Below are 26,251 nucleotides of genomic sequence, written 5' to 3'. Positions count from 1 at the left end.
GGGTCTCTCCGGGTCGGGTTCTCAGGCGGACGGACCGGTCTCGGGTACCGGCACGACGCCCGTGTCTCGGGCGAGGAGGTCGTCGACGCTCTCACCCCGGACGAGGATACGGGCTGCCCCGTCGGCGACCGCGACGACCGGCGGACGGCCGACGTGGTTGTAGTTGCTCGCGAGGCTCCAGCAGTAGGCACCGGTCGCGGCGACGGCGAGCAGGTCGTCGCGGCGCACGTCACCGGGCAGGTACTCGTCGTGGACGACGACGTCACCGCTCTCGCAGTGCTTGCCGACCACCCGGGTGAGCACCGGGTCGGCGTCCGAGGTCCGGGCGAGCCGGGCCGTGTAGTCGGCACCGTAGAGCGCCGGCCGGACGTTGTCGCTCATCCCACCGTCGACCGACACGTAGGTGCGGGTCGCGCCGGTGCCGTCCGCGGCGTCCACCGCGACGGGCTTGATCGTGCCGACGCGGTACAGCGTGACGCCGGGCGGGCCGACGATGTACCGGCCCGGCTCAACCGCGATCTCGGGCACCGGGATGCCCCGCGCGGAGCACTCGTCGGCGATGATCGCGGCCAGGGCGTCGGCGACGTCCTCCGGCTCGAGGGCGGAGTCGGCCTCGGTGTAGTCGATGCCCCAGCCGCCGCCGAGGTTGAGCTCCGGCACCGGGCCCGACTCGACCAGCGTGGCGTGCACGTCCATCAGCCGACGGGCGGCCTCGCGGAACCCGCTGTCGTCGAAGATCTGCGAGCCGATGTGCGAGTGCAGCCCGACGAAGGCGAGCGAGGGCTCGGCGCGGACGGCGGTCGCGGCCTGCACCGCCTCGGACAGCGGGATGCCGAACTTCTGGTCCTCGCGCGCGGTCGCCAGGAACTCGTGCGTCGAGGCGTGCACCCCGCTGTTGATCCGGATGCGGACCCGCTGGGTGACCCCGGCGTCCGCGGCGATCCGGGCGACGCGACCGATCTCCTCGTGGCTGTCGAGGACGATCGTGCCGAGGCCGACCGCGACGGCACGCGCGATCTCGGCGTCGGACTTGTCGTTGCCGTGGAAGCCCATCAGCGCCGGGTCGACGCCCGCGGCCAGTCCGACGGCGAGTTCGCCCATCGTGCAGACGTCGAGACGGAGGTCGGCGCCGGCCATCCACCGGGCGACGTGCGTCGTCCAGAAGGCCTTCGCCGCGTAGTAGACGTGCGCCCGCGTGCCGATCCGACTGAAGGCGTCGGTGAAGGCGTCCCGCACACGGACGGCACGCGACTGCACGTCACGCTCGTCGACCACGTACAGCGGGGAACCGAAGCGGGCGACGAGCTCGTCGGCGGCGACCCCACCGATCGCGAGCATGCCCTCGTCGGTCCGCGTCGCGGACGCGGGCCAGATGCGGGCCACCAGCTCGGAGGCGTCCGCCGGGAACCGCAGTCGCGGCGGCGCAAGGGGGTTCTCGCTCACGGGACCCGATCCTATCCGGCCGCGCCGTACCTCCCGGCCATGTGACGCCGCCTGTGGACGGCTGCCGGACGGAGCACCAGGCGCCCGCTCAGCAGCGGCCGGTGGTGCGCAGACCCGCCTCGTTGAGGGGCAGCTCCTCGGCCGTGATGCGGACCGTCGCGGCCGCCGAGGTCACCCGGAGCGAGCGCACCCGAAGCTGCTCCGGCAGGAACTGCGCCGTGCACACCGGCACCGGGACGTCCGAGACGCCGGGGATGTCGTCGACCTTCAACCCGAGCGAGGAGTTCGTGATCCGGACCGTCTTCGGCGTGATCGTGACCCCGCGCCCGTCGGACTGCGCGGTCACCGACCCGTCCGCCGCGTAGCCGATGCGGAAGCCGAGCACCGAGGCGCTGCCCCGCAGCTCGACCCCGCCGTCGATCAGCCGGACGCGCTCGAACAGCGGCGAGTACTTCGCCAGGTCCTTCACCGCACCGGACGCCAGACGGACGGTGCCGTCGACGTCGTGCACCGCACCCTTGCCGTCCACCGGCAGGTCGTGCGCCGTCACGTCGGCGGCGAGCGGGATGCCCTCCACCGTCAGCCGGTCCGAGGTGATCCGGACGTCGTCGAGCGTGCCGCGGAGCAACTGCGGGATGACGATCCCCGGCACGTGCGCGTCGACCGTGCCCGTCGTGCCGTCCGGCAGCGACTGCTCGACCTGCGACGCGACCGTCCGGTCGACGACGCCGCGGAGCACGAACTCCGCCACGACCACGAGGACGGCCAGGACGACGAGGACGACGACCAGGACGATCGCGAGCGTCCGGCCGCGGCGCTTCGGGCGTCGACCCGTTGCCGGCGCTGCTGCGGACGACACCGCTACATCCGTTCGGGCGCGCTGACGCCGAGCAGCCCGAGACCGTTGCGCACGACCTGGCCGGTGGCGTCGTTCAGCCACAGGCGGGTGCGGTGCAGATCGGTCACGGACTCGTCGCCGAGCGGGGTGACGCGGCAGGAGTCGTACCAGCGGTGGTACAGCCCGGCGAGCTGCTCGATGAAGCGCGCGATGCGGTGCGGCTCGCGGAGCTCGGCGGCCTGACGGAGCACCCGCGGGTACTCGGCGAGGGCACCGAGGAGCGAGCTCTCCGACTCGTGCGTCAGCAGCGACGCGTCGAACACCGACCGGTCGACCCCCGACGCGGCGGCGTTCCGCGCGACGGACTGCGTGCGGGCGTGGGCGTACTGGACGTAGAAGACGGGGTTGTCGTTCGTCCGCTTCGTGAGCAGGTCGAGGTCGATGTCGATCGCGGTGTCGCTCGCGAACCGGACAAGCGCGTACCGACCAGCGTCGACACCGACCGCGTCGACCAGGTCCTCCATCGTCACGACCGTGCCGTTGCGCTTCGACATCCGGAGCGGCTGGCCGTCCTTGAGCAGGTTCACCAGCTGGCCGATGAGGATCTCGAGGTTCTTGCCCGGCTCGTCACCGAACGCGGCACACATCGCCATCATGCGGCCGACGTAGCCGTGGTGGTCCGCGCCGAGCATGATGAGGTTCCGCTCGAAGCCACGCTCGCGCTTGTCGAGGTAGTAGGCCAGGTCGCCGGCGATGTACGCGGGCTCGCCGTCCGACTTGATGACCACGCGGTCGCGGTCGTCACCGAAGTCCGTCGTGCGGAGCCACAGCGCGCCGTCGGCCTCGTACATCCGGCCCTGCTCCTGCAGGCGGGCGATGGCGCGGTCGACGGCCTTCGACTCGTGCAGCGAGTTCTCGTGGAAGAAGACGTCGAAGTCGACGCCGAAGTCGTGCAGCGAGCGCTTGATGTCCGTGAACATGAACTCGACGCCCTCGCGCCGGAACAGCTCCTGCGCCTCGTCGCGCGGCAGGTCCGTCACGGCGAGACCCGGCTCGAGCGTCGCGAGCACCCGGGCCGCGATCTCGCCGATGTAGGCACCGCCGTAGCCGTCCTCCGGCGTCGGCTCACCGAGCGCGGACGCCAGCAGCGAGCGGGCGAACCGGTCGATCTGGTTGCCGTGGTCGTTGAAGTAGTACTCGCGGGTGACCAGGCCACCCTGCGCCTGGAAGACGCGGGCCAGGCTGTCGCCGACCGCGGCCCACCGGACACCGCCCATGTGGATCGGACCGGTCGGGTTCGCCGAGACGAACTCCAGGTCGATCCGGACGCCGTCGTACAGGTCGCCGTGACCGAACGACTCGCCCTGGTCGACGATGGTGCGCGCGACCTCGCCCGCCGCAGCTGCCTCGAGCGTGACGTTGATGAAGCCCGGACCGGCGACGTCCACCGACGCGACACCGTCGAGCTCGGTCAGCTCCCCCGCGATCTCCGTCGCGAGCTCTCGCGGGTTCGTGCCCAGGCGCTTCGCGAGCTGCATGGCCGCGTTCGACGCCCAGTCACCGTGCGCGCGGTTCTTCGGCCGCTCCAACGCCACGTGCGACTGCTCGATCGTCACCGTGTCGGCAGCACCGCGTCGCTCGACGATGCCCGTGAGGATCGACAGGTACGCTTCGGAGAGTTCGGCAGGAGTCACGGCGCACGAGTCTACCGGGACACCCAGGCAGCGCCCGGACCACGCCGGGGCCCATGCACCAGGATGGTCGGTCATGACCTCCCGCAGCCTCCGGGCGATCAGCATCGCCGCCCTCGTCGTGCCCGCCGCCCTCGTCCTCGCCGGCTGCTCCGGCGGTGGCAGCGACCGCCCATCCGCCTCGGCCACCGCCGGCGTCGTCGGACGACCGGTCAGCCAGACCTGCGCCGAACTCGTGCCATCCGCCACGTTCAGCGTCTACGGGCAGCGGTTCGAGCGCGTCCGCTCACCGAAGCCGACGAAGGGCTCCCCCGTCGCCCAGATCGCGGCCCAGGACGGCCGCGTCTGCACCTGGCGGTCCACCACCGACGACAGCGTGACCGTGACCGTCGCCGTCGCCCACCTGCCTGAGAAGCAACTCACCCAGCTCGAGGACGCGCTCTTCGAACAGGGCGGCTCCGTCCCCACCTACACGGTCGAGGGGTACTTCAGCCTGAGCGGGAAGACCGGCCGCGCCGACGCGTTCGCCGACCCCTACTGGATCCACACCGCGTCCACCCTCTACACCGAACCCGGCACCGCCCAGCCCGTCGTCGACGCCGTCCGCGCCGCCGTCGCGCCCGACGCCGGCGCACCCGCGAGCAGCGCGCCGACCCCCTGACGCCCCGGCCGGCCCGGCCGACGAGACACGTCACCCGACCACCGTCGGACCGGAGGCGCGAGGCGGCGCCGACACGCGCCTCCCGTCCGGCGGCGGCACGCCCGGGAGGCCCGACACGCGTACAGGGGGCCGGTCCGGACCTGCTACGGTTGGTGACACCCCGGGCCCCCATAGCTCAGGGGATAGAGCACTGCCCTCCGGAGGCAGGGGCGGAGGTTCGAATCCTCCTGGGGGCACAGTGACATTTCCGCACGATGACATTCCCGCGCAAGCTGTCGTCCTCGCTGCGCTCGGTCGGCAGCGCGCGATGTCGGCTTCGCCGACTGATCCCCCGTGGCGACTCCGGTGGTGAGCGCACCTCGTCGTGGGGACTTCGGTGGGTCGGCGGGGGCGGGTTTCCGGGGTGGACACCTGGGGGCTCTAGGATCACGCGGCGTGACGCACTCCACCCAGCGGGAACTCGACCGGGGCAGCCTCGCGACGCCCGCCAGGACCCTGCTCGACGTCCTCACCGCCACCGCTGAGACGCACCCCGACGCCCTCGCCCTCGAGACCCCCGACGGGCCGCTCGACTACCGGGCCCTCCTCGCCCTCGTGCACGAACGCGCCGACGACCTCGCCCGGCACGGCGTGCACCGCGGCGACCGGGTCGGCATCCGCATCCCCTCCGGCGGCCGCGACCTCTCCGTCTCGATCCTCGCCGTCCTCGCCGCCGGCGCCGCCTACGTCCCCGTCGACGCCGACGACCCCGAGGAACGCGCCACCCTCGTCTTCGGCGAAGCGGACGTCGTCGGCGTCATCGGCGCCGGCGGTGTCCTCCGCGACCGCGACGGCACCTCCCTGCCCGTCACCGACCCCACGGCGAGCGCCGAACCCCCGACCACCGACGACGACGCCTGGATCATCTTCACCTCCGGGTCCACGGGGGTGCCGAAGGGCGTCGCCGTCACCCACCGCTCCGCCGCCGCGTTCGTCGACGCCGAGGCGCGGATGTTCCTGCAGTCGGCACCCCTGGGACCGACGGACCGGGTGCTCGCCGGGCTCAGTGTCGCGTTCGACGCCTCGTGCGAGGAGATGTGGCTCGCCTGGGGGCACGGTGGGTGCCTGGTGCCCGCGCCGCGGTCGCTCGTGAAGAGCGGTGTCGACCTCGGGCCGTGGCTCATCGCGCACGGCATCACCGTCGTCTCGACCGTGCCGACCCTCGCGGCGCTGTGGCCGGACGACGCGCTGGAGTCGGTGCGCCTGGTGATCTTCGGCGGTGAGGCGTGCCCACCCGAGCTCGCCGCGCGCATCGCGTCCCGCGACCGGGAGGTCTGGAACACCTACGGGCCGACCGAGGCCACCGTCGTCGCGTGCGGGGCCCTGCTCGACGGCAGCACCCCGATCCGGATCGGGCTGCCGCTCGACGGGTGGGACCTGGCCGTCGTCGACGCCGAGGGGCAGCGGGTCGCGCCGGGTCAGGTCGGTGAGCTGGTGATCGGTGGTGTCGGGCTCGGCCGCTACCTGGACCCGGCGAAGGACGCCGAGAAGTACGCGCCGTTCCCGGCGCTCGGGTGGGAGCGGGCGTACCGGAGCGGCGACCTGGTGCGGTACGACCCGGAGGGCCTCGTCTTCCAGGGCCGTGCGGACGACCAGGTGAAGCTCGGCGGGCGCCGGATCGAACTCGGTGAGATCGACGCGGCCCTGCAGGCGCTCGACGACGTCGCCGGTGGTGCCGCGGTCGTGCAGCGCACCCCGGCCGGCAACCAGGTCCTCGTCGGCTACGTCGCCCCCGTCGCGGGCGCGACCATCGACACGTCCGCCGCGAACGAGCGGCTCCGGCAGGAGCTGCCCGCTGCCCTGGTGCCGCTCCTGGCTGTGGTGGACGTGTTGCCGACCCGCACGTCCGGCAAGGTCGACCGTGCGGCGCTCCCCTGGCCGCTCGCGGGTGCGACGGGCACGGACCTGCCGCCGACGGTCGCGTGGATCGCGGAGCGGTGGTCCGCGATCCTCGGTGTCCCGGTGGCGGACGTCGACGACGACTTCTTCGCGCACGGCGGCGGCTCGTTGACCGCCGCGCAGCTCGTCTCCGCGATCCGGGAGCGGTACCCGACGACGACGGTCGCGGACGTCTACGACCACCCGCGCATCGGTGCCCTCGCCGACGCCTTGGACGAGTCCGGTCCGGTGGCCGCGGCCTCACGGCACGTCGCCCCCGTCCCGCCGGCGACCGGGGCGCTGCTGACGCTCCTCGGGGTGCCGCTGCAGGTGCTCCGCGGGCTCCGGCTGCTCAGCTGGACGGCGTTGGTCGCTGCTGTCCTGCACGCCACGACGATGCCGTTCCTGCCGGTGCTGCCCTGGCCGGCGCTCGTCGTCGGGCTGCTGCTGTTCGTCACCCCCGCGGGCAAGATGACGCTCACCGTCGTCGCTGCCCGGCTGCTGCTGGCCGGCGTGCGTCCCGGCGACCACCCCCGCGGCGGGTCGGTGCACGTGCGGGTCTGGCTGGCCGAGCGGATCGCCGAGGCGGTCGACGGCCCCTCCACCGCGGGTGCACCGTGGATCAGCTACTACGCCCGCGCGCTCGGGGCGACGATCGGCCGTGACGTCGACCTGCACACCCTGCCGCCGGTCACCGGCATGCTGACGATCGGCAAGCGCGCCTCGATCGAACCCGAGGTGGACCTGGCCGGGCACTGGGTGGACGGCGACGTCTTCCGGCTCGGCACGGTGCACGTCGGTGCGGACGCAGTCGTGCACAGCCGCTCGACGCTGATGCCGGGGGCACACGTCGGTGACGGGGCCGAGGTCGAGGCCGGCTCCGCCGTCGCCGGGCGCGTCCCCGACGGGCAGCGGTGGGCGGGGTCGCCCGCCGAACGCGTCGGCTCGGCACGGCACGGTCGGGAGGCTCGCCCCGCCTCCCCGAAGCGCTGGCTGCTGGCGTACGGGGTCGGCTCGGTCGCCGTCGCCGGGCTCCCCGTCGTCGGTGCCGCGGCCGGGCTCGCCGTCGCCGCCGCCGTCGTCGGTCGTCCGGGGTCGCTCGGCGCCGCCGTGGGACCGGCGCTGCTCGCCGTGCCGCTCGCCACCGTCGTCGCCGGGGTCGTGTACGCGGGGCTCATCGTCGCCGCGGTCCGGCTGCTCGGGCTCGGACTGACCGAGGGACGGCACCCGGTGCGCTCCCGGACCGGCTGGCAGGTGTGGAGCACGGAGCGGATCCTCGACGCCGCCCGCACGCTGCTGTTCCCGCTGTACGCCAGCCTGGTCACCCCGCTGTGGCTCCGGCTGCTCGGCGCGAAGGTCGGCCGGGACACCGAGATCTCCACCGTGCTGCTCATCCCGGCGCTGACGCAGATCGCGTCCGGGGCGTTCCTGGCCGACGACACGATGGTCGCCACGTACGAGCTCGGCGGCGGCCGCGTGAAGATCGGTCGCTCGAAGGTCGGCCGTCGGGCGTTCCTCGGCAACTCGGGCATGACCGGCGCGGGCCGTTCGGTCCCCCGCGAGGCTCTCGTCGCGGTGCTGTCCGCCGTGCCGAAGAAGGCCAAGCGCGGCTCGTCCTGGCTCGGCAGCCCGCCGGTCCGCCTGCGCCGTGCCGCCGCGCAGTTCGACGAGGAACGCACCTTCCGGCCGCCGACCCGGCTGAAGGTCGCCCGCGGCGCCTGGGAGCTGCTCCGTCTGGTCGCGCCGATGGTCTCCGCCGGCATCGGCCTCGGTGTCGCGCTGACCCTCCTGGCGCTGTGGGACACCGTCGGCATCGGCTGGACCGTGCTGCTCGCCGGCCCGGTGCTCATCGTCGCCGGAGCGGTCGCCGCCGCCGTGTCGACGCTGGCGAAGTGGTGCTTCGTCGGCCGGATCACCGCGACCGAGCACCCGCTGTGGTCCTCGTTCGTGTGGCGGAACGAGGTGCAGGACACCTTCGTCGAGACCGTCGCACGCCCCTGGTTCGCCGAACAGGCCATCGGCACGCCGGCCCTGACCGCCTGGCTGCGGAGCCTCGGCGCGACGATCGGCCGCGGCGTCTGGTGCGAGACGTACTGGCTGCCCGAGGCCGACCTGGTCACGATCGGCGCCGGCGCGACGATCGCCCGCGGCACCGTCGTGCAGACCCACCTGTTCCACGACCGCGTCATGCAGCTCGACACCGTCACCCTCGACACCGGTGCGACGCTCGGCCCGCACGGCGTCGTCCTGCCCGCCGCCGGCATCGGCCCCGGGGCGACCGTCGGGCCGGCCTCCCTCGTGATGCGCGGCGAGCAGGTCCCCGCCGGCACGCTCTGGGCCGGCAACCCGATCTCGCCGTGGGAGCACCCGCCGTGGCGTGACCGGAAGACGGAGGCGGGTGACGTGTCCGTGGCGGGTGGCGCCTCCCGGCTGGACGGCACCACCGGGACGGTGGACGGGATGCGCGCCGACGCCCAGCCGCCCGTCGGGGCCGTGACAGACTGACCGGCACCGTGAAGCAGACCGACCCCGCCCCCGACCCGTACACCCCGCACAGCGGCGACCGGCGCTGGTCGAGCCGACACCACGACCTGCACCTGGACTACCGGGTCGCCACGAACCGGCTCGACGCGACCGCCACCCTCACCGCGGTGGCGAACGAGCCGCTCGACAAGGTCGTGCTCGACCTGCACGGCCTCTCCGTCGACCGGGTCGACGTGGACGGGGTCCGCGCGAAGAAGGTCGCGGTCGGCACGCACAAGACCACCGTCACCCCCGCGACACCGATCGCCGCCGGCACCGAGTTCGCCGTGCACGTCCGCTACCGCGGCGCGCCCCGGCCGCTCCGGAGCCCGTGGGGCACCCTCGGGTGGGAGGAACTCACCGACGGCGTCATCGTCGCCAGCCAGCCGATCGGCGCCCCGTCCTGGTTCCCCTGCAACGACCGGCCCGACGACAAGGCCACCTACCGGATCGAGCTCACCTGCGAGGCCGCCTACGACGTCGTCGCGAACGGGGAACTCCTCGGCCGCGACCGGACCGCCCGTGGCACCCGCTGGACCTTCGCCGTCACCGACCCGATGGCGACCTACCTGGCGACCGTGCAGATCGGCCGCTACCGCACCACGACGATCCGGGGCGGTGCCGTCCCGGTGACCCTGCACCACCCGGCCGACCTGACCGCGGCCGCGAAGACCGACTTCGGGCGGGTGCCGGACATGCTCGCCCTGTTCGCCGACCGCTTCGGCCCCTACCCGTTCGCCGAGTACGGCGTCGTGGTCACCGACGACGAGCTGGAGATCCCGCTCGAGGCGCACGGCCTGGCGGTGTTCGGCCGGAACCACGTCGACGGCGAGCACGGCACCGACCGGCTCATCGCCCACGAACTCGCCCACCAGTGGTTCGGCAACTCGGTGACCCTCGGGCAGTGGCGGGACATCTGGCTGCACGAGGGCTTCGCCTGCTACGCCGAGTGGCTGTGGTCCGAGCACCGCGGCGGCACCTCGGCAGACGACCTGGCCGCGCAGTACCGCGCCGGGCTGCTCGACCAGCCGCAGGACCTGGTCGTCGCCGACCCCGGCGCACGGGACATGTTCGACGACCGCGTCTACAAGCGCGGCGCCCTCGCCCTGCACGCCCTCCGACGGACGATCGGCGAGGACGCCTTCACCGACGGGCTCCGGCGGATCACCGGACAGCACCGGCACGGCACGGTCACGACGCCAGACGTCGTCGCCGCGTTCGCCGCCGCCGCGGGGAGCACCCCGGGCGACATGCTGCTCGTCACCGGGCCGTGGATCGACGAGCCCGGGGTTCCCGAGCTTCCCTAGGCGCCGGTGCGCGTGGCGGCGATGCGCTTCGCGGGGCTGCGCGTGGCGGGGCTGGCGTCGTCGGTCGTGCGGTCGTGGGCGTGGGGTCCGTCGCGACGGTCCTGCACCGCCACCGGGGAACCGCCGGCGGCGACGGCGAGCACGAGGTCGTCGTCGAGACGGAGGACCGTGACCGGCTGCATGACGCCGTCGAACCGGGCTGTGTGCCCGGCGCTCTGGGTCTCGGTCGTTCCGGGACCGGTCTCGGTTGCGCCGGACCCGGTCGCGGCGTCGGCGATCGGGCCGAGCACCGCGTCGACCGCGGACGGGTCGACCCGCAGGCCCCGACCGTCCCGCTTGAGGACGGCCTCCTTCACGGCCCAGCACGCGGTGCGGTGGACGGCGACGGACCCGGACCGGGCAGCACGCTCCTGCTCCCCCGGTGTCGAGACGTCGAGCGGCGCGGCGGCGACGCGGGAGGGACGTTCGACGTCGACGCCGATCGAGCCCGGTCCCGACGTGGTCGGCCCGAGTGCGAGGGCGAGGACGCCCGTGGTGCGGGACAGGCTCACCGCCAGGTGCCGGCCGTCCACGAGGGCTGTCGGTCGACCGTGGTCGGCCGCTCCGCAGTGCGGGCAGCGCCGGACGACGCGCACCAGGGCGGGGTCGGTGTCGGTGACCTCCGCGACGAAGGCGACCAGGGCCTCCCGGTCGGCGGGACGCGACCCGCGTCCGGTCAGGACGCGGACGACGGCACCGTCCGACACGGAGTCCCTCAGGCGTGCGTCAGGGCGATGAGCGCGACGTTCATCGTCGCGTACTTGCCCTCGGACCGGGTCGCCTGGCGGACGCGGCCACGGAGGACCTCGTACCGGCCGTCGCTCTCACGGACGAACCCGATCACACCGCTCAGCGGTGTCGACACGCGGTGGTACCCGTCCTCCAGTGGGACGACTTCTGCAGTGGTCGCTCGCTCCATTGCTGGACCCCTTCCTCGTTGACGTGCACTCACCATACCCCGCTTCGGGGGACACCGCTCCCGGATCGTCCACATACTGCGCGGGTCCACCACCGGCGTCGGGGTACACGTCGCGGGCGGTCGAGTCCGTTGTCCACAGCCCCCGGCCCGCCCAGCCGACGCCTGGATAGACTCCGGGCGACGGCCACGGACCCGGTCGACAGGACCACGGAAAGAGGACGGATGCGCACGGTCGACAGCAGGACGGACCCCCGACCGACGACGGTGACACGCCTGCTCTCGGGGATCGTCTCGGCGGTGGCCGCACTGGCACTCGTCGTGCTCCCGGCAGCCGGCGCACAGGCCACCGCGCCGGTCGACATCGGCAGCGCGTACGTCGTCGACGACGCCGGCGCCCTCACCGCGGCGCAGCATGCCGACGTCGAGCAGGCCGTCCAGCAGCTGTACCAGGACACGAAGACGCAGCTCTACGTGGTGTTCGTCCCGTCCTTCAGCGACCCGAGCGACCACACGGCCTGGGGCGCGGCGACGATGCAGCGCAACCAGATCGAGACGGACGGCATCCTGCTCTCCGTCGCGGTCGACGAGCGGAACTACGACGTCCAGCAGACCAACGAGACCGCCATCAGCTCGAGCGACGTCGAGAATGCAGTCGACTCCGACCTGCTCCCGCGCCTGAAGCAGGGGCAGTGGGCCGCCGCGGCGACCGCGTTCGCCGGCGGCCTGCAGCAGAGCCAGCAACCCGCCGACCTGACCTGGCTGTGGGTCCTGCTCGGTCTCGCCGTGCTCGCCGCCGTCATCGCGGTCCTGGTGATCCGCACCCGGAACAAGCGCCGCGCCGCTGCGGCACGCGAGCAGCAGGAGCAGACCCTCGCCGAGCTCGAACGCCGTGCCGGCGGAGCACTCGTCACGATCGACGACGAGATCCGCACCGCCGAGCAAGAGGTCGGGTTCGCCGCGGCCCAGTTCGGCGAGGACGCCGCGAAGCCGTTCGCCGACACCGTGGCGATCGCGAAGCGTGAGGTCCGGAAGGCGTTCGCCCTGCAGCAGCAGCTCGACGACGAGGTCCCGGACACCCCGCAGCAGCGCGTCGACTGGTCGAACCAGATCATCGCCACCTGTGAGCAGGCCCACGCGGCGATCGAGTCGCAGACCGAGGCCTTCGACCAGCTCCGTGCGCTCGAGGACACGGTCGACACCGCCGCGGCCGACCTGACCACGTCGCTCGCCGCAGCCCCGGCCGCCGTCGACGCCGCGCGCGCGGCGCTCGAGCGCGTCCGGAGCGCCTACACCGGCCGGACCCTCGCGACCGTGGCGGACAACGTCGACCAGGCGGCCGAGGTCCTGCAGTTCGCCGACGAGCGCGCCGCCGCAGCACGCACGGCACTCGCCGCCGGGGACCGCGGCGAAGCGGTCGTCGCCGTCCGCGACGGCCAGCACGCGCTCGCACAGGTCCAGCAGCTCACCGGTGCGGTGACCGCCGCCGAGACCACCTTCGCCGACGCCGCCACGCGCGCCGAGGCGATGCGGGCCGACATCGAGGGCGACCTCGCCGCCGCCGGCACGCTCACGGCCGGCGGACCGGACCTCGCCGCCGCCGTCGCCCGGGCGCAGCGCGTCCTCCGTGCCGACGTCGACCCGCGCGACCCCGTCGGGGCCGTCGACGCCCTGACGAAGGCGAACACCGACATCGACGCCGCCCTCGCCGGTGCCCGCACCGCCGAGGAGCAGCACCGCCGGGCCACCCAGGCCCTCGACGCCGCACTGCGAGATGCCCAGAGCCGGATCGCCCAGGCACGGCAGTACGTCACCGTGCACCGGGGCGGGGTGGGCTCGACCGCCCGCACCCGGCTGTCGGAGGCCGAACGCGCGCTCGACGACGCCCTCGACCTCGCCACGACCGACCCGCAGCGGGCCCTGCAGGCAGCGCGTGCGGCCGAGCAGTACGCGGCGGCGGCGATCGACGAGGCGGACGACGACATGGGCGGCTGGCCGGGTGCCGGCGGCGGCACGGGCCGTGGCGGTGCGCAGCTCGGCGGGCTCGTCACCGGCATCGTCCTCGGCGGGCTGCTCGGCGGACGCGGGGGCAGCTACGGCGGCGGGAGCTTCGGCGGCGGGGGTGGCTTCGGGGGCGGCGGCGGCTTCGGTGGCGGCGGGGGCTTCTCCGGCGGCGGAGGCGGCGGCTTCTCCGGCGGCGGACGCTTCTGACCAGGCCGCTCGACCAACTCAGCGATCCATCCACGAAAGGGAACCAGCAATGGCAAAGCAGTCCATCTTCGGTCGTATCTCCTCGCTCGTCCGGGCGAACATCAACCAGCTCATCGACAACGCCGAGGACCCCCAGCTGATGCTCGATCAGCTCGTCCGCGACTACTCGAACAACATCGCCGACGCCAAGAGCGCCATCGCGCAGACGATCGGCAACCTCCGCCTGCTCGAACAGGACAACGACGAGGACGTCCGCGCCGCCCAGGAGTGGGGTCAGAAGGCCGCCAACGCCTCCACCGCGGCGGACAAGTACCGCGCCGAGGGCAAGGCCGCCGACGCCGACAAGTTCGACAACCTCGCCAAGATCGCGCTCGGCAAGCAGATCGCCGCCGAGCAGGAGGTCAAGGACAACGCCGCACCGCTAGCGACCCAGAACGAGCAGGTCGACAAGCTCAAGCAGGGTCTCGCCGGGATGGAGCAGAAGCTCGAGGAACTCCGGGCCAAGCGCAACACCCTGGTCGCCCGCGCCAAGACGGCCGAGGCGCAGACCAAGGTCAACGACGCCCTGGGCAACATCGACATCACCGACCCGACGAGCGACCTGGCCCGCTTCGAGGAGAAGGTCCGTCGCGAAGAGGCGAAGGTCATCGGGCAGCAGGAGCTGCAGGCCTCCAGCCTCGACGCGCAGTTCGAGAGCCTGGAGGACGTCGGCCGCGACGCCGAGGTCGAAGCCCGTCTCGCCGCGCTGAAGTCGGGCGGACCGACGGTCTGAGCACGCCGGCACCGGACGACGTCGGACCCGCCTGACAGACTGACACGATGCGCTTCATCGTGGTCGGTCAGTGGCAGGGTTCGGCGTCGTCCCGTGCGATGCGGCTCGCGGACGGAGCAGCCGCGATCGCTGCGGACCTCCCCCGCGCGGCGACCACCACGATCGACGTCCCGACCGGGGCGGGCGACCGACTCGACACCGCGGTCGCCCGGTACACCTCGGTGCTCACCGTCTCGGGGGCCGTCGCCGGGGAAGCGGCCGTCGCGACCGAGCCCGTCCTGGTGATCGGCGGCGACGGGTCCAGCGTGCTCGGCGCCTCCGTCCTGGTCGGCCCCGACACGGCCGTGGTGCGCCTGTCCGGGTCGAACGGCTTCCGTGCGCTGAACCGCGCCCAGCCGATCGCGGCCGAGACCGCCGCGTTGCGCCTCCTGGTCGACCGCCCCCAGGACCTGTTCCCGGACCTGCCGGCCGTCCCGGGCACGTCCGTGGTCGTCGCCGGCACACGCGGCACCGAGTCGGCCGAGGCCGCGGCGCTGGACCGTGCCGGCATCACCCACCTCGACGTGGACGCGGCGACCCCGGACGCGCTGCGTGCCGCGGTCGAGCGCACCGGTGCCGACAGCGTGTTCGTGCACGTGGACCTGGACGTCCTCGACCCGTCGGAGATCGACGGTCTCCTCGAACCCGTCCCCTTCGGCATCGACGGCGCCGCCCTCGTCGCGCTCGTCCAGGCGGCCACGGCCGGACGGCGGCTCGTCGGCGCGGCCCTGACCGGTTTCGCCCCGGTCGACCCGAACCGAGCGGTCGAGGACATGGGCGTCATCCTGCGGGTGGTCGGCGCACTGTCCACCGCGGCACGCACGGTCTGACGGAACCGTCGGACCGGCCGGAGCGGGTTCTCCACAGAGCGCACTCCTCCCGGCAGTTGCCATCCCCCCGGCGGCTACGCTCGGCCACATGACGGACTACGACCTCATCGTGATCGGAGCCGGCGCTGTCGGCGAGAACGTGGCGGACTACGCCCACAAGCGCGGCCTGTCGGTCGCCGTGGTGGAAGCCGAACTCGTGGGCGGTGAGTGCTCCTACTGGGCGTGCATGCCGTCGAAGGCCCTGCTCCGCAGCAGCCACGCGGTCGCCGCCGCCAAGCGCCTCGGTGGCGCGAAGGAAGCCGTCACCGGTGACGTCGACGCCGCCGCGGTGCTCGCCCGACGCAACTCGTTCACGAGCAACTGGGACGACGCCTCGCAGGTGCAGTGGCTCGAGTCCGCCGACATCGCCCTGATCCGCGGCCGCGCCGTGATCACCGGCGAGAAGACCATCGAGGTCGACGGCACCACCTACACCGCGCACGCCATCGCCCTCGTCACCGGCTCGGTGCACACCCTGCCGCCGGTCCCGGGGCTCGCCGAGGCGAAGCCGTGGGGCACCCGCGAAGGCACGAGTGCGCAGGAGGTCCCGGAGAGCCTGCTCGTCATCGGCGGCGGTGTCGCCGGCTCCGAGCTCGCCACCGCCTGGGCCGCCCTCGGCGCGAAGGTCACCCTGGTCGCCCGCCACGGTCTGCTCGGCGGCATGGAGCCCTTCGCCGGCGAACTCGTCGCCGACGGCATGCGCACGCTCGGCATCGACGTCCGCACCGGCCTGAACCCGACCCGCGTCGACCGCGACGAGCACGGTCTGGTCACCACGACGTTCGACGACGGCACGACCCTGGTCACCAGCGAGGTCCTCGCCGCGACCGGCCGTGCCCCCGGCACCGAACACCTCGGACTGTCCTCGGTCGGGCTGACCGACGGCGAGTGGCTCGACGTCGACGACACCATGCTCGTCACCGGCACCGACTGGCTGTACGCCGTCGGCGACGTCAACCACCGGGCACTCCTGACCCACCAGGGCAAGTACCAGGCCCGTGCGGCCGGCGAGGTCATCGCGGCACGCGTCCAGGGCCGACCGGTGCACGCCGAGCCGTGGGGCGCACACGTCGCCACCGCCGACCACGCCGCGGTCCCCCAGGTCACCTTCACCGACCCCGAGGTCGCGAGCGTCGGCCTCACCGAGGAACAGGCCCGTCAGCAGGGCATCGACGTCCGCGCGGTCGAGTACGACCTGGGCAGCATCGCCGGCTCGGCACTGCAGGCGGACGGCTACACCGGCCGCGCCAAGATGGTCGTCGACGAGTCCCGCGGAGTCGTCGTCGGTGTCACCTTCGTCGGGCAGGACGTCGCCGAGATGCTGCACGCCGCGACCGTCGCCGTCGTGGGCGAGGTCCCGCTCGAGCGCCTCTGGCACGCCGTCCCCGCCTACCCGACCATGAACGAGATCTGGCTCCGCCTGCTCGAGACCTACGGCCGCCCCGAGTGACCGGTGCGTAACCCGCTCGTCGACTCGCCGGTGTCCCGCGCCGGGTGGTTCTTCGCGACCGCCGTGGGCCTGACGATCGGGCTGCCAAAGTCGACCGGCCCCGTGCGGGTCGTCGACGGCCTGGTCGTCTGCCGGGGCCTGCCGCGCTGGGTGTTCCCGCGCGGCGGGACCTGCGTCGGCTCGGTGTACCTGACGCGGGACAACGACGGCGACCGGGTCCTCCGGCACGAGCGCGTCCACGTCGAGCAGTGGCGTCGGTACGGCATGCTCATGCCGCTGCTCTCCGGCGTCGCCGGGCGGGATCCGCTGCGCAACCGCTTCGAGGTCGAGGCCGGCCTGGAGGACGGCGGCTACCGCTGACGCCCGCCGGCCCCGGCCCCCGGCCCCCGGCGTCAGCCGGACACGTACAACAGGAACCGGCTCGAACCACGCGATCCCGCGGTTCGAGCCGGTTCCCGTTGTGCGGAGCCGATCCGCGCCGCCGATCCAGCTCCGCGCCCGCGGCACGGCAGGACCGGCCATCCTCCTCGCGCCGAACGGTCACGACACCCCGCCACCGATCCGCCGAGCGGTCACGTTCCGTCGTTCCGCGGCCCTGAGAACGACGATGTGTGACCGCTCGACGAACTCCTGCCGGGCGTGCCGGCCCGGCTCAGCGGACGCGGCCGCCCGGCTCAGCACGCGCGGCGGGCCGGCTCCGCGCCCGCGGCGCGGGACGACCGGCCACCCTCCTCGCGCCGAACGGTCACGACACCCCGCACCCGATCCGCCGAGCGGTCACGTTCCGTCGTTCCGCGACCCTGAGAACGACGATGTGTGACCGCTCGACGGACTCGGGTCGGGCGCGGCTCAGCGGACGCGGCCGCCAGGCCCAGCGCGCGCGGCGGCCCGGCTCCGCCCCCGCGGCGCGGGATGACCGGCCACCCTCCTCGCGCCGAACGGTCACGACATCCCGCAACCCATCCGCCGAGCGGTCACGTTCCGTCGTTCCGCGACCCTGAGAACGACGATGTGTGACCGCTCGACGAACTCCGGCCGGGTGCGGCGGGCCAGCACAAGGGGTGCGGCGGCCAGGCGCAGCACCCGCGGCAGCCCGGCTCAGCGCGCGCGGCGCGGGACGACCAGCGGCGTGCCGGTCTCCGGATCCCGGACGACCACGCACGGCAACCCGAAGACGTCGGCGACGAGCTCCTCGGTGACGACGGACTCCGGCGACCCCTGCGCCACGATCACCCCGTCCCGCATCGCGATCATGTGCGTCGCGTAGCGGGCCGCCTGGTTGAGGTCGTGCAGCACCGCGACGACCGTCCGACCGGCGTCGTGCAGCGTGGACGCCAGCTCGAGCACGTCGTACTGGTGCGCGATGTCGAGGAACGTGGTCGGCTCGTCGAGCAGCACGATGTCGGTCTGCTGCGCGAGCACCATCGCGATCCAGACCCGCTGCCGCTGCCCACCCGAGAGCTCGTCGACCCCCCGGTCGGCGAGCTCCACGATGTCGGTCTGGGCGAGCGCAGCCTGCACGACCTGCCGATCGGTCCCGCTCGAGGGGTGCAGCAGGTCCTGGTGCGGGAACCGACCGCGGGAGACGAGGTCGCGCACCGTGATGCCGTCCGGGGCGATCGGCGTCTGCGGCAGCATCGCGACCCGGCGGGCGACGGCCTTCGGGCGGTACGAGGTGATCGGTCGGCCGTCGAGGTACACGGTGCCGGCCGACGGCTTGAGCGTCCGGGCCAGCGCCCGCAGCAGCGTCGACTTGCCGCACGCGTTCGGCCCGACGATGACGGTCAGTTCGCCGTCCGGCACGTCCACGTCGAGGTCGTGCACCACGACGCGGTCGTCGTAGCCGAGGCTGAGCCCGCGCGCGCCGAGGGCGGTGACCGGTGCCTCCGGGGTGAGGACGGAGGCTGGCCTCAACACTCCGCCTTGCCGTGCCGCCAGTACCCCATGAACGCGACCTGCTTGCGGTCGAGCCCGACGCTCCGCACCAGGTGACGCCGGAGCTCCTTGACGCAGCCGGCCTCCCCCGCGATCCAGGCGTACACGGGCAGGTCGTCGTCCTCGCGCGGGACGTCCCACAGCACCTGCTGGTCGACGTCCACGTCCAGCAGTTCGGCACCGGCGGCTGCGCGGGCGGCGACGACGACCGGGTCCGGGGCGACGGTCGAGGCCCAGGCGTGCACGTGGTCCGTCATCCGGGCACCGTGCGAGGCACCGTTCCGGGCGATCCAGCGGACCTCGACCCCGGCGGGCGCGGAGACCGGCAGCCGGTCGGCGTCGGTGGGGACCTCGATGAAGACGTGTCCGACGGCGCTGACGTCGAGCGCCTCGAGGATGGCGCAGATGGCGGGCGCGGCGGTCTCGTCGCCGGCGAGCAGGATCCGGTTCGCGGACCCCGGCGAGAACTCGGCGGCACCGGAGGGCAGATCGGCCGGCGACTCCGGCACGCTCGGGCCGACGATCCGCAGTTCATCGCCGACGCGGCACGCGGACACCCAGCGGGATGCCGGACCGGCATCGCCGTGGGCGACGAAGTCGATGTCGAGCTCGTGGGCACCGGGCCGGAACGATCGGACCGTGTAGGTGCGGATCGGGTTCCGGGTCGCGTCCGGCAGGGCACGCCACGCCGCGAACCAGTCCTCGCCCTCGGGCAGGTCGGAGAACCCGTGCCCCTCGAGCGGCAGGAGCACCTTGATCCGCTGGTCGAGGCCGACGGCCGAGAAGTCCGCGAGCTCGTCGCCGGTCAGCGTCACCCGGACGAAGTGCGGGGTGAGCGACGAAACGGCTGCCACACGGACGGAGAAGACGCGGTACCGGGCTGCCACACCTCGAGTATGGCATGCCTTACCTAAGGGGAACAGGGTGCGTCGCACTGCGACACTGGTCGGGTGTCCGAGCACGATGACGAATTCGCCGACGTCCCCGCCCTGGCGGCCGCGAGCGGCGTGACCGAGCCGCTGCGCGCCTCCCGGCAGGCGGTCCCGACCGACGGTGGTGGGACGGTCTCCGCGATCCGCTGGTCGCGGACCGACCCGCCGGCACCCGGACGGGAGGCCCGGATCACCTACCTGCACGGGCTCGGCATCGACGCCCACAGCTTCGACCAGACCGCGATCGCAGTCGACCAGCCGGCCGTCGCGCTGGACCTGCCCGGCCACGGCCGGTCGGCGTGGCGGGAGGACGCGGACTACGCGGCCACCGCGACGGCACCGGCCGTCCTCGCCGCGCTCGACGCGCTGGACGTGCCGCCGGGGCTGGTCGTCGGCCACTCGCTCGGGGCGATCCTGTCGGCACGGCTCGCGGCCCTGGCACCCGAGCGGGTCACCGGTCTCGTGCTCGTCGACATGTCGCCGGACTTCGCGCAGCGGGCCGTCGACCGGATCGCCCGCGCGCTGGAGTCCGAGGAGTCGTTCGCGAGCCTCGACGAGGTCGTCGAACGGGCGATCGCCGCGCGGGTCGGTGGGGACGCGGCGACGCTCCGCCGCGAGGCACGGCACTCAACCCGACTCGGCGCGGACGGCCGACTCGTGCGGCGGCACCACTTCCCGCACCTGGGCGGACGCACGTCGTCCGTCGGCCGGTTCGCAGACGCGTGGCCCGACCTCGAGCAGCTCGACGTCCCGCTGCTGCTCGTCCGCGGCGACCGGGGGTACGTCTCCCCGAAGCTGCACCAGGCGTTCGCCGAGCGGCTGCCGCACGCCACGATCGTGACCGTGGAGTCCCGGCACGCCGTGCAGACGCAGGCGCCACTGCCGCTCGCCCGGGCGATCCGGGAATGGGCGGGCGCACACGGCTTGTTGGATGGCGTCGAAGAACCCCCGACGACTTCGTCCGAGACCTGACACCGCCGACGCCCGAGCGCCCGGTAGCCTCGTCCGAGCGCCGCTGACGACCGTCGTCGGGGCGCCCTCCGATCCGGCCCCACCGCGGGTCGATCCGGCCCCGACGGGGTCCGGCTCCGGGAAGGAACCCAGCATGCGTCCGCTCCACCGCACCGCCCTCGCCGCGGCCGCCCTCGCCGTCGCGACCTCGGTCGCCCTGGCCGGCTGCTCCGGCGGCTCCGACGACACCCGCGGCGGTGCCGACGCGACGGTCCGGGTCGGGCTGGTGCTCGAACCGACGAGCCTCGACATCCGCACCCAGTCCGGCAACGCCCTCGACCAGGTGCTCATCGACAACGTCTACCAGGGGCTCGTCGGGCGGACGGCGGACGGCACGGTCCGCGACGTCCTGGCGGCCTCGCACCAGGTCTCCCGCGACGGCCTGACGTACACGTTCACGCTGCGCGACGGTGCGACGTTCCAGGACGGCAAGCCGGTCACCGCGAAGGACGTCGTCTGGTCGCTCGAGGACGTCAAGGCACACCAGTCCTACGTCGACGCGGACGACCTCGCCTCGGTCAAGACCGTGGCCGCCACCGGGGACGACACCGTCACCCTGACGCTGTCGAAGCCGGACTCGGACCTGCTCTGGAACCTCACCGGCCGGGCCGGACTGGTCCTCGAGCAGGCGGCCGACAACGACCGGACGAAGACCGCGAACGGCACCGGGCCCTTCGAGGTCGCCAGCTGGAAGCAGGGCGACTCGCTCACCTTCCGCCGGAACCCGGACTACTGGGGCACGAAGGCCAAGGTGGCGAAGGTCGTCTTCCGCTACATCACCGACCCGTCGACGGCCGTCAACGCGATGGCCGGCGGGGACCTCGACGTCGAGACCGCGGTCGACGGCACGCTGAAGAGCCAGCTGCAGAACACCTCCGGCGTCACGCTGCACACCGGCAAGACGACCGACAAGTACACGCTGGCCTTCAACGACCAGAAGGCGCCCTTCACCGACGTCCGCGTCCGCCGGGCGATCCGGCAGGCCATCGACCCGAAGGCCGTGATCAAGGCGATCGGCGGCGGCGGGGTGGAACAGGGCGGCCCGATCCCCGCCCTCGACCCCGGCTACCAGGACCTGACCGACGTCGACGCCTACGACCCGGCCGCAGCACGGAAGCTCCTGCAGCAGGCCGGCGTGACGAAGCCGACGCTGACGCTGACCTACGCCAACGTGTACCCGACGGCGATCGGTGACGTCCTGACCTCCGAGCTCGCCGACGTCGGCATCACGCTCACGGTGCAGCGCGTCGACTTCGCGACCTGGCTCGACTCGGTCTTCACGAAGAAGGACTTCGACCTCAGCATGGTGAACCACACCGAGGCGCGGGACTTCGGCAACTGGGCGAACCCGAAGTACTACTTCGGCTACGACAACGCCGAGGTCCAGCGGCTCTACGCCGCCTCGGTCGCCACGACCGACCAGGCCGAGAAGGAACGGGCCCTGCAGCAGGCGGCGAAGATCGTCAGCGAGGACGCCGCCGCCGAGTGGCTCTACACGGCGACCACCACGACCGCGGTCCGCGACGGCGTCACCGGGTTCCCGTTCGACAGCACCACGACCCGCCTGGACCTGGCGGACCTCGCCGTCTCGTAGCATCGCAGTCGTGACCCGATTCCTCGTCGGGCGGGTGCTCCTGCTCGCCGTCGGACTGCTCGTGGCGAGCCTGATCGTCTTCGCGACACTCCGCGTGCTCCCCGGCGACGTCGCGCAGGTCGTCGCGGGCGCCGAGGCGACGCCCGCCCAGGTCGCCGCGCTCCGTGGGCAGCTCGGACTCGACCGGCCGGTCGCGCTGCAGTACCTCGACTGGATCGGCGGCCTGTTCCGCGGCGACCTCGGCAACTCACTGGTCACCCGGGGCCCGGTCGCCCCGGAGATCGCGCAGAAGCTCGCGGTGACGCTGCCCCTCGCCGGCATGTCCCTCGTCGCCGCGCTGGTCATCGGCGTCCCGCTCGGCGTCCTGGCCGCGGTGCTCCGACGCCGACCGGGCGGTGCCGTGATCTCCGCCGCCGCGCAGGCCGTCGCAGCGATCCCGGTCGTCTGGGCCGGCATGCTGCTCGTCGCGCTGTTCGCGGTCACGCTGCACTGGTTGCCCGTGCAGGGGTTCCCGCTCGACGGGTGGGACACCCCGGACCGGGCGTTCGCTGCCCTCGTCCTGCCCGCGCTGACGATCGGTGCGGTGGAGGGCGCCGTGATCCTCCGCTTCACCCGGTCCGCGACGCTGTCCGTCCTGGACGCGGACCACGTCCGGACCGCCGCGGCGATCGGCCTGACGAAGAACCGGGCGCTCCTCCGCCACGGCCTGCCGAGCGTCGCGCTGACCGTGCTCGCCGTCCTCGGGGTGCAGATCGCCGGACTGCTGGTCGGTGCCGTCGTCGTCGAGCAGCTGTTCTCGCTGCCGGGCGTCGGCCGCATGCTCGTCACCGACGTCGGCCGCCGCGACATCACGAAGGTGCAGTCCGAACTGCTCGTGCTCACCGGACTCGTGCTGCTCGTCGGGTTCGCCGTCGACGTCCTGCACCGCGTGCTCGACCCCCGCCAGCGCGAGGCCTCGTCGTGAGCGCGCTCCGACGGCTGCTCCGGACCCCGACGGGACTGTTCGCCGTCGTCGTCCTCGGGCTGCTCGTCGTCCTGGCCGCGGTGTCGCTCGTCTGGACCCCCGAGAACCCCTTCCGCACCGACCCGTTCCACCAGTGGGAGCGCCCGAGCGCCGCGCACTGGTTCGGCACCGACGGCGTCGGCCGCGACATCGCCAGCTACCTGCTCGCCGGCACCCGGACCACGCTCGTCGTCGCGGTCGGTGCCGGGATCATCGCGAGCGTCGTCGGCATCGTCCTCACCGCGATCGGCTCGCTCACCGCCCGCTGGGTCCGCGAGGCCACCGCGGTGCTCCTCGACGTCCTGGTCGCCTTCCCCACCCTGCTCACCGCGATGCTCCTCACCGCGGTGTACGGCGGGTCGCTCGGCGTCGTCGTGGTCTCCGTCGGGCTGGCGTTCGGCGTCACCATCGCCCGGGTCGCCCGCGGTGAGATCCGCCGCATCGCCCGGAGTGACTACGTCGTCGCGGCCCGGGCGTCCGGGGTCGGCCCGCTCGGCGTGTTGTTCCGCCACCTGGTGCCGAACGCGGCGCCGCTGTTCACCGTGCAGCTCTCGCTCGCGATGGCGACCGCGGTCCTCGCCGAGGCCGGGCTGTCCTACCTGGGCTACGGCGCCGACGCGGGCACGGCGTCCTGGGGTCGGCTGCTGTCCGACCTGCAGACCTACATCGGCGTGCACCCGTGGAGTGCGACCTGGCCGGGTGCGGCGATCGCGATCGTCGTGATGGCGCTGTCGCTGCTCGGGGACGCCGTCCGGGACGCCACCGACCCGCGGTTGACGACGAGCCGGCGGGGCCCGGACGCGGCCACCGCGACCGGCGCCAGGCGCAACATCGGCACCGGCACCGGTACGCCCGGTACGTCCGGTACGTCCGGCGCGACCGCCGCGACCGGCGCCGTGACCGGGACGGAGGGCATCGCATGAGCGACGAGACGGCAGCGCCCGGCCTCGACGTCCGCGGCCTGACGGTCCGGATCGCGGGGCGGACGGTGCTCGACGACGTGACGTTCACCGTGCCTCCCGGCCGTCGTGTCGGCGTGATCGGAGCGTCCGGGTCGGGGAAGTCGATGACCTCGCTCGCCCTGATGGGCCTGGAGCCCGCCGGGGCGAGTGTCACGGGCAGCATCCGCCTGGACGGACAGGAGCTCGTCGGCCTGCCCGACCGCGAGCGCGCCCGGACCCGTGGTGCGGCGATCGGCATGGTGTTCCAGGAGCCGGGCACCGCCCTCGACCCGCTCCGCCGGGTCGGCCGGCAGATCGTCGAACCGCTGCGGCTGCACCGCGGCCTGGACCGGCGCGCCGCCGCCGAGGCCGCCGTCGGACTCGCCCGGGACGTCGGTCTGCCCGACCCGGAACTGCTGCTCCGGCAGTACCCGCACCAGCTGTCCGGTGGGCAGCGGCAGCGGATCTGCATCGCGATGGCGATGGCCGGCGAGCCCGCGTTCCTGGTCGCGGACGAGCCGACCACGGCGCTCGACGTGACCACGCAGGCGCGGATCCTCGACCTGTTCGAGTCGCTCACCGCCTCCCGGGGCACCGGGATGCTGTTCGTGACGCACGACCTGGCGGTGCTGTCGCGGATCGCGGACACGGCGGTCGTCCTCGACTCCGGCCGCGTCGTCGAGCAGGGCCGCGTCGCCGACCTGCTCGCCACGCCCGGGCACCCCGCCACCGTCGCGCTCGTCGAGGCCGCGCGGGCCACTGCCAGGAGGACCTCGTGACCAACCCCGACACGCCCACCGAACCGGCGCTGGTCGGCTCGGACCTCCGCCGAACGTACCGACTCCCCCGCCGCAGCCCGTTCGAGCCCGGCGCGGTCCGTACCGCCGTCGACGGTGTCGACCTGACCGTTGCGGCCGGCTCGCGACTCGGGATCGTCGGCGAGTCCGGGTCCGGCAAGTCGACGCTCGTCCGCCTCCTCGCCGGACTGGAGGCCCCCACCACCGGCACCGTGCACGCTTCGGGCCGCCTCGTGGACGCGCGGGCATCGGCCGTGTCCTCGCGCTGGTTCCGGCGCGAGACCGGCATCGTGTTCCAGGACCCGGTCGCCTCGCTCGACCCGCGGATGCGTGTCGGGGCGATCGTCGCGGAACCGCTCCGGGCGCTCCGCGTCGAGGGCGGGCACCGGGCGATGGTCGCGGCCGTGCTGGAACGGGTGGACCTGCCCGCCGACGCCGCCGACCGGTACCCGCACGAGTTCTCCGGCGGGCAGCGGCAGCGGATCGCGATCGCCCGTGCGGTGGTGCACCGGCCGCGGATCCTGTTCGGGGACGAGCCGATGAGCGCCCTCGACGTCGTGGTCCGTGCCCGTGTGATCGACCTGTTCCGCTCGTTCGTCGACGACCTCGGGGCGACGCTCGTGCTCGTGTCGCACGACATCGGCGTGGTGCAGCGGCTGTGCGACACCGTCGCGGTGATGTCGGCGGGGCGGATCGTCGAGCACGGCCCGGTGTCCCTGCTCGACGCGCCGACGCACGAGGTCACCCGGGCCCTGGTCGCGGCGGCGCCGACGCTGCCGTAGCCGCGGGGGGCGGCGGGCGCCCGGCGAGGGCGCCCGGCGGCCCGGGGAGGCGGGCGCCCGGCGAGGCCGGCGTCGGGCGGGCGGGCCGACCGGTCACAACACCCCGCTCACGTCCGCCGACCGGTCACGAACCGTCGGTAATACCGCCCCAGAGCGACGACTTGTGACCACTCGACGACAGAGCCCGGGCGCGCCAGACCCCCCCCCGGCGCGTGCGAGCACGCCCCACACACCCGGCACCGACCGGTCACAACACCCCGCTCACGTCCGCCGACCGGTCACGAACCGTCGGTAACACCGCCCCAGAGCGACGACTTGTGACCACTCGACGACAGACCCCGGGCACGCCAGACACCCCGGCGGGTGAGAGCACGCCCCACACACCCGGCACCGACCGGTCACAGCACCCCGCTCACCTCCGCCGACCGGTCACGAACCGTCGGTAACACCGCCCCACAGCGACAACTTGTGACCACTCAACGACAGACCCCGGGCGCGCCAGACACACCCGGCACCGACCGGTCACAACACCCCGCTCACCTCCGCCGACCGGTCACGAACCGTCGGTAACACCGCCCCA

Annotated in this window: 21 protein-coding genes and 1 tRNA gene; 15 read left to right on the top strand and 7 right to left on the bottom strand. The window is 73.5% G+C overall.

What is annotated here, in order from left to right; translation table 11 throughout:
* Window positions 1-21: 21 nt before the first annotated feature.
* From lysA to argS, 3 genes are all read right to left on the bottom strand, one after another.
* Entirely contained in the window at window positions 22-1,443 is a 1,422-nt protein-coding gene (gene lysA / locus JOD51_RS07375; RefSeq protein ID WP_204607679.1) for a diaminopimelate decarboxylase, read from the bottom strand.
* 88 nt (window positions 1,444-1,531) lie between these two features.
* The gene (locus tag JOD51_RS07370) at window positions 1,532-2,302 is read right to left on the bottom strand and encodes an LmeA family phospholipid-binding protein (RefSeq protein ID WP_204607678.1); all 771 of its coding nucleotides are present in this window, start codon (window positions 2,300-2,302) and stop codon (window positions 1,532-1,534) included.
* A gap of 2 nt (window positions 2,303-2,304) precedes the next feature.
* Entirely contained in the window at window positions 2,305-3,975 is a 1,671-nt protein-coding gene (gene argS, locus JOD51_RS07365; RefSeq protein ID WP_204607677.1) for an arginine--tRNA ligase, read from the bottom strand.
* A gap of 73 nt (window positions 3,976-4,048) precedes the next feature.
* Between argS and JOD51_RS07360 the strand changes: the two genes are divergently transcribed.
* From JOD51_RS07360 to JOD51_RS07345, 4 genes are all read left to right on the top strand, one after another.
* Window positions 4,049-4,633, top strand: a complete 585-nt coding sequence (locus JOD51_RS07360; protein WP_204607676.1) for a hypothetical protein — start codon at window positions 4,049-4,051, stop codon at window positions 4,631-4,633.
* 164 nt (window positions 4,634-4,797) lie between these two features.
* Window positions 4,798-4,869, top strand: a tRNA-Arg gene (locus tag JOD51_RS07355).
* A gap of 199 nt (window positions 4,870-5,068) precedes the next feature.
* Entirely contained in the window at window positions 5,069-9,055 is a 3,987-nt protein-coding gene (locus JOD51_RS07350; protein WP_204607675.1) for a Pls/PosA family non-ribosomal peptide synthetase, read from the top strand.
* 8 nt (window positions 9,056-9,063) lie between these two features.
* Window positions 9,064-10,380 (top strand): M1 family metallopeptidase, encoded by a 1,317-nt coding sequence (locus JOD51_RS07345; protein ID WP_259556670.1) that lies wholly within the window; start codon window positions 9,064-9,066, stop codon window positions 10,378-10,380.
* Here the strand turns inward: JOD51_RS07345 and JOD51_RS07340 are convergent.
* On the bottom strand, window positions 10,377-11,126 hold the full coding sequence (locus tag JOD51_RS07340) for a 4'-phosphopantetheinyl transferase family protein (RefSeq protein ID WP_204607674.1): 750 nt from the start codon (window positions 11,124-11,126) through the stop codon (window positions 10,377-10,379). The two genes, JOD51_RS07345 and JOD51_RS07340, sit on opposite strands and share 4 nt — an antisense overlap.
* 8 nt (window positions 11,127-11,134) lie before the next feature.
* Window positions 11,135-11,338 carry a hypothetical protein gene (locus JOD51_RS07335; RefSeq protein ID WP_111043803.1) on the bottom strand — a complete coding sequence of 68 codons (204 nt, stop codon included), beginning with the start codon at window positions 11,336-11,338 and terminating at the stop codon, window positions 11,135-11,137.
* 222 nt (window positions 11,339-11,560) lie between these two features.
* Here JOD51_RS07335 and JOD51_RS17335 point away from each other — a divergent pair, with 222 nt between their 5' ends.
* The 5 genes from JOD51_RS17335 to JOD51_RS07310 all read left to right on the top strand — a co-directional run bounded on the left by JOD51_RS17335 (window position 11,561) and on the right by JOD51_RS07310 (window position 17,036).
* Window positions 11,561-13,546, top strand: coding sequence for a TPM domain-containing protein (locus tag JOD51_RS17335; RefSeq protein ID WP_204607673.1), 1,986 nt, complete (start codon window positions 11,561-11,563; stop codon window positions 13,544-13,546).
* Between the two features lie 49 nt (window positions 13,547-13,595).
* On the top strand, window positions 13,596-14,318 hold the full coding sequence (locus JOD51_RS07325) for a PspA/IM30 family protein (protein WP_204607672.1): 723 nt from the start codon (window positions 13,596-13,598) through the stop codon (window positions 14,316-14,318).
* Between the two features lie 47 nt (window positions 14,319-14,365).
* Window positions 14,366-15,187 carry an arginase family protein gene (locus tag JOD51_RS07320; protein ID WP_204607671.1) on the top strand — a complete coding sequence of 274 codons (822 nt, stop codon included), beginning with the start codon at window positions 14,366-14,368 and terminating at the stop codon, window positions 15,185-15,187.
* Between the two features lie 88 nt (window positions 15,188-15,275).
* On the top strand, window positions 15,276-16,676 hold the full coding sequence (locus JOD51_RS07315; RefSeq protein ID WP_204607670.1) for a dihydrolipoyl dehydrogenase family protein: 1,401 nt from the start codon (window positions 15,276-15,278) through the stop codon (window positions 16,674-16,676).
* 3 nt (window positions 16,677-16,679) lie between these two features.
* A complete protein-coding gene (locus JOD51_RS07310) occupies window positions 16,680-17,036 on the top strand; it encodes a Fe-S oxidoreductase (RefSeq protein ID WP_204607669.1) in 357 nt (118 codons plus the stop codon).
* 738 nt (window positions 17,037-17,774) lie between these two features.
* Here the strand turns inward: JOD51_RS07310 and JOD51_RS07305 are convergent.
* Together JOD51_RS07305 and JOD51_RS07300 are read right to left on the bottom strand one after the other, a co-directional pair.
* Complete coding sequence (locus tag JOD51_RS07305) at window positions 17,775-18,590, bottom strand: ABC transporter ATP-binding protein (protein ID WP_204607668.1); 816 nt, start codon at window positions 18,588-18,590, stop codon at window positions 17,775-17,777.
* Window positions 18,587-19,498 (bottom strand): siderophore-interacting protein, encoded by a 912-nt coding sequence (locus tag JOD51_RS07300; RefSeq protein WP_204607667.1) that lies wholly within the window; start codon window positions 19,496-19,498, stop codon window positions 18,587-18,589. Before JOD51_RS07300 ends, JOD51_RS07305 begins: the two co-directional genes overlap by 4 nt.
* Before the next feature lie 63 nt (window positions 19,499-19,561).
* Between JOD51_RS07300 and JOD51_RS07295 the strand changes: the two genes are divergently transcribed.
* The 6 genes from JOD51_RS07295 (at window position 19,562) to JOD51_RS07270 (ending at window position 25,671) form a co-directional block, all read left to right on the top strand.
* Window positions 19,562-20,515, top strand: coding sequence for an alpha/beta fold hydrolase (locus tag JOD51_RS07295; protein WP_204607666.1), 954 nt, complete (start codon window positions 19,562-19,564; stop codon window positions 20,513-20,515).
* Between the two features lie 133 nt (window positions 20,516-20,648).
* Window positions 20,649-22,148: an ABC transporter substrate-binding protein gene (locus JOD51_RS07290; protein ID WP_204607665.1), complete on the top strand. Its 1,500-nt coding sequence runs from the start codon at window positions 20,649-20,651 to the stop codon at window positions 22,146-22,148.
* A 10-nt stretch (window positions 22,149-22,158) separates the two neighbouring features.
* Window positions 22,159-23,112, top strand: a complete 954-nt coding sequence (locus JOD51_RS07285; RefSeq protein WP_204607664.1) for an ABC transporter permease — start codon at window positions 22,159-22,161, stop codon at window positions 23,110-23,112.
* Complete coding sequence (locus tag JOD51_RS07280) at window positions 23,109-24,074, top strand: ABC transporter permease (RefSeq protein WP_204607663.1); 966 nt, start codon at window positions 23,109-23,111, stop codon at window positions 24,072-24,074. The genes JOD51_RS07285 and JOD51_RS07280 overlap by 4 nt, the downstream gene beginning before the upstream one ends.
* Window positions 24,071-24,871 (top strand): ABC transporter ATP-binding protein, encoded by an 801-nt coding sequence (locus JOD51_RS07275; RefSeq protein ID WP_204607662.1) that lies wholly within the window; start codon window positions 24,071-24,073, stop codon window positions 24,869-24,871. Before JOD51_RS07280 ends, JOD51_RS07275 begins: the two co-directional genes overlap by 4 nt.
* Window positions 24,868-25,671, top strand: a complete 804-nt coding sequence (locus tag JOD51_RS07270) for an ABC transporter ATP-binding protein (RefSeq protein WP_259556668.1) — start codon at window positions 24,868-24,870, stop codon at window positions 25,669-25,671. Before JOD51_RS07275 ends, JOD51_RS07270 begins: the two co-directional genes overlap by 4 nt.
* The last annotated feature ends 580 nt before the right edge of the window (window positions 25,672-26,251 follow it).

The sequence above is a fragment of the Curtobacterium herbarum genome (assembly GCF_016907335.1).
GTDB classification, from domain to species: domain Bacteria; phylum Actinomycetota; class Actinomycetes; order Actinomycetales; family Microbacteriaceae; genus Curtobacterium; species Curtobacterium herbarum.
This window is presented reverse-complemented; position numbering and strand designations above follow the sequence as displayed.

Bases quoted from the DNA above. Each gene is read 5' to 3' on its own strand.
- JOD51_RS07335 (WP_111043803.1), bottom strand. From the start codon at position 11,338: ATGGAGCGAGCGACCACTGCAGAAGTCGTCCCACTGGAGGACGGGTAC.
- JOD51_RS07315 (WP_204607670.1), top strand. From the start codon at position 15,276: ATGACGGACTACGACCTCATCGTGATCGGAGCCGGCGCTGTCGGCGAG.
- JOD51_RS07320 (WP_204607671.1), top strand. From the start codon at position 14,366: ATGCGCTTCATCGTGGTCGGTCAGTGGCAGGGTTCGGCGTCGTCCCGT.
- JOD51_RS07325 (WP_204607672.1), top strand. From the start codon at position 13,596: ATGGCAAAGCAGTCCATCTTCGGTCGTATCTCCTCGCTCGTCCGGGCG.
- JOD51_RS07290 (WP_204607665.1), top strand. From the start codon at position 20,649: ATGCGTCCGCTCCACCGCACCGCCCTCGCCGCGGCCGCCCTCGCCGTC.
- JOD51_RS07275 (WP_204607662.1), top strand. From the start codon at position 24,071: ATGAGCGACGAGACGGCAGCGCCCGGCCTCGACGTCCGCGGCCTGACG.
- JOD51_RS07360 (WP_204607676.1), top strand. From the start codon at position 4,049: ATGACCTCCCGCAGCCTCCGGGCGATCAGCATCGCCGCCCTCGTCGTG.
- JOD51_RS17335 (WP_204607673.1), top strand. From the start codon at position 11,561: ATGCGCACGGTCGACAGCAGGACGGACCCCCGACCGACGACGGTGACA.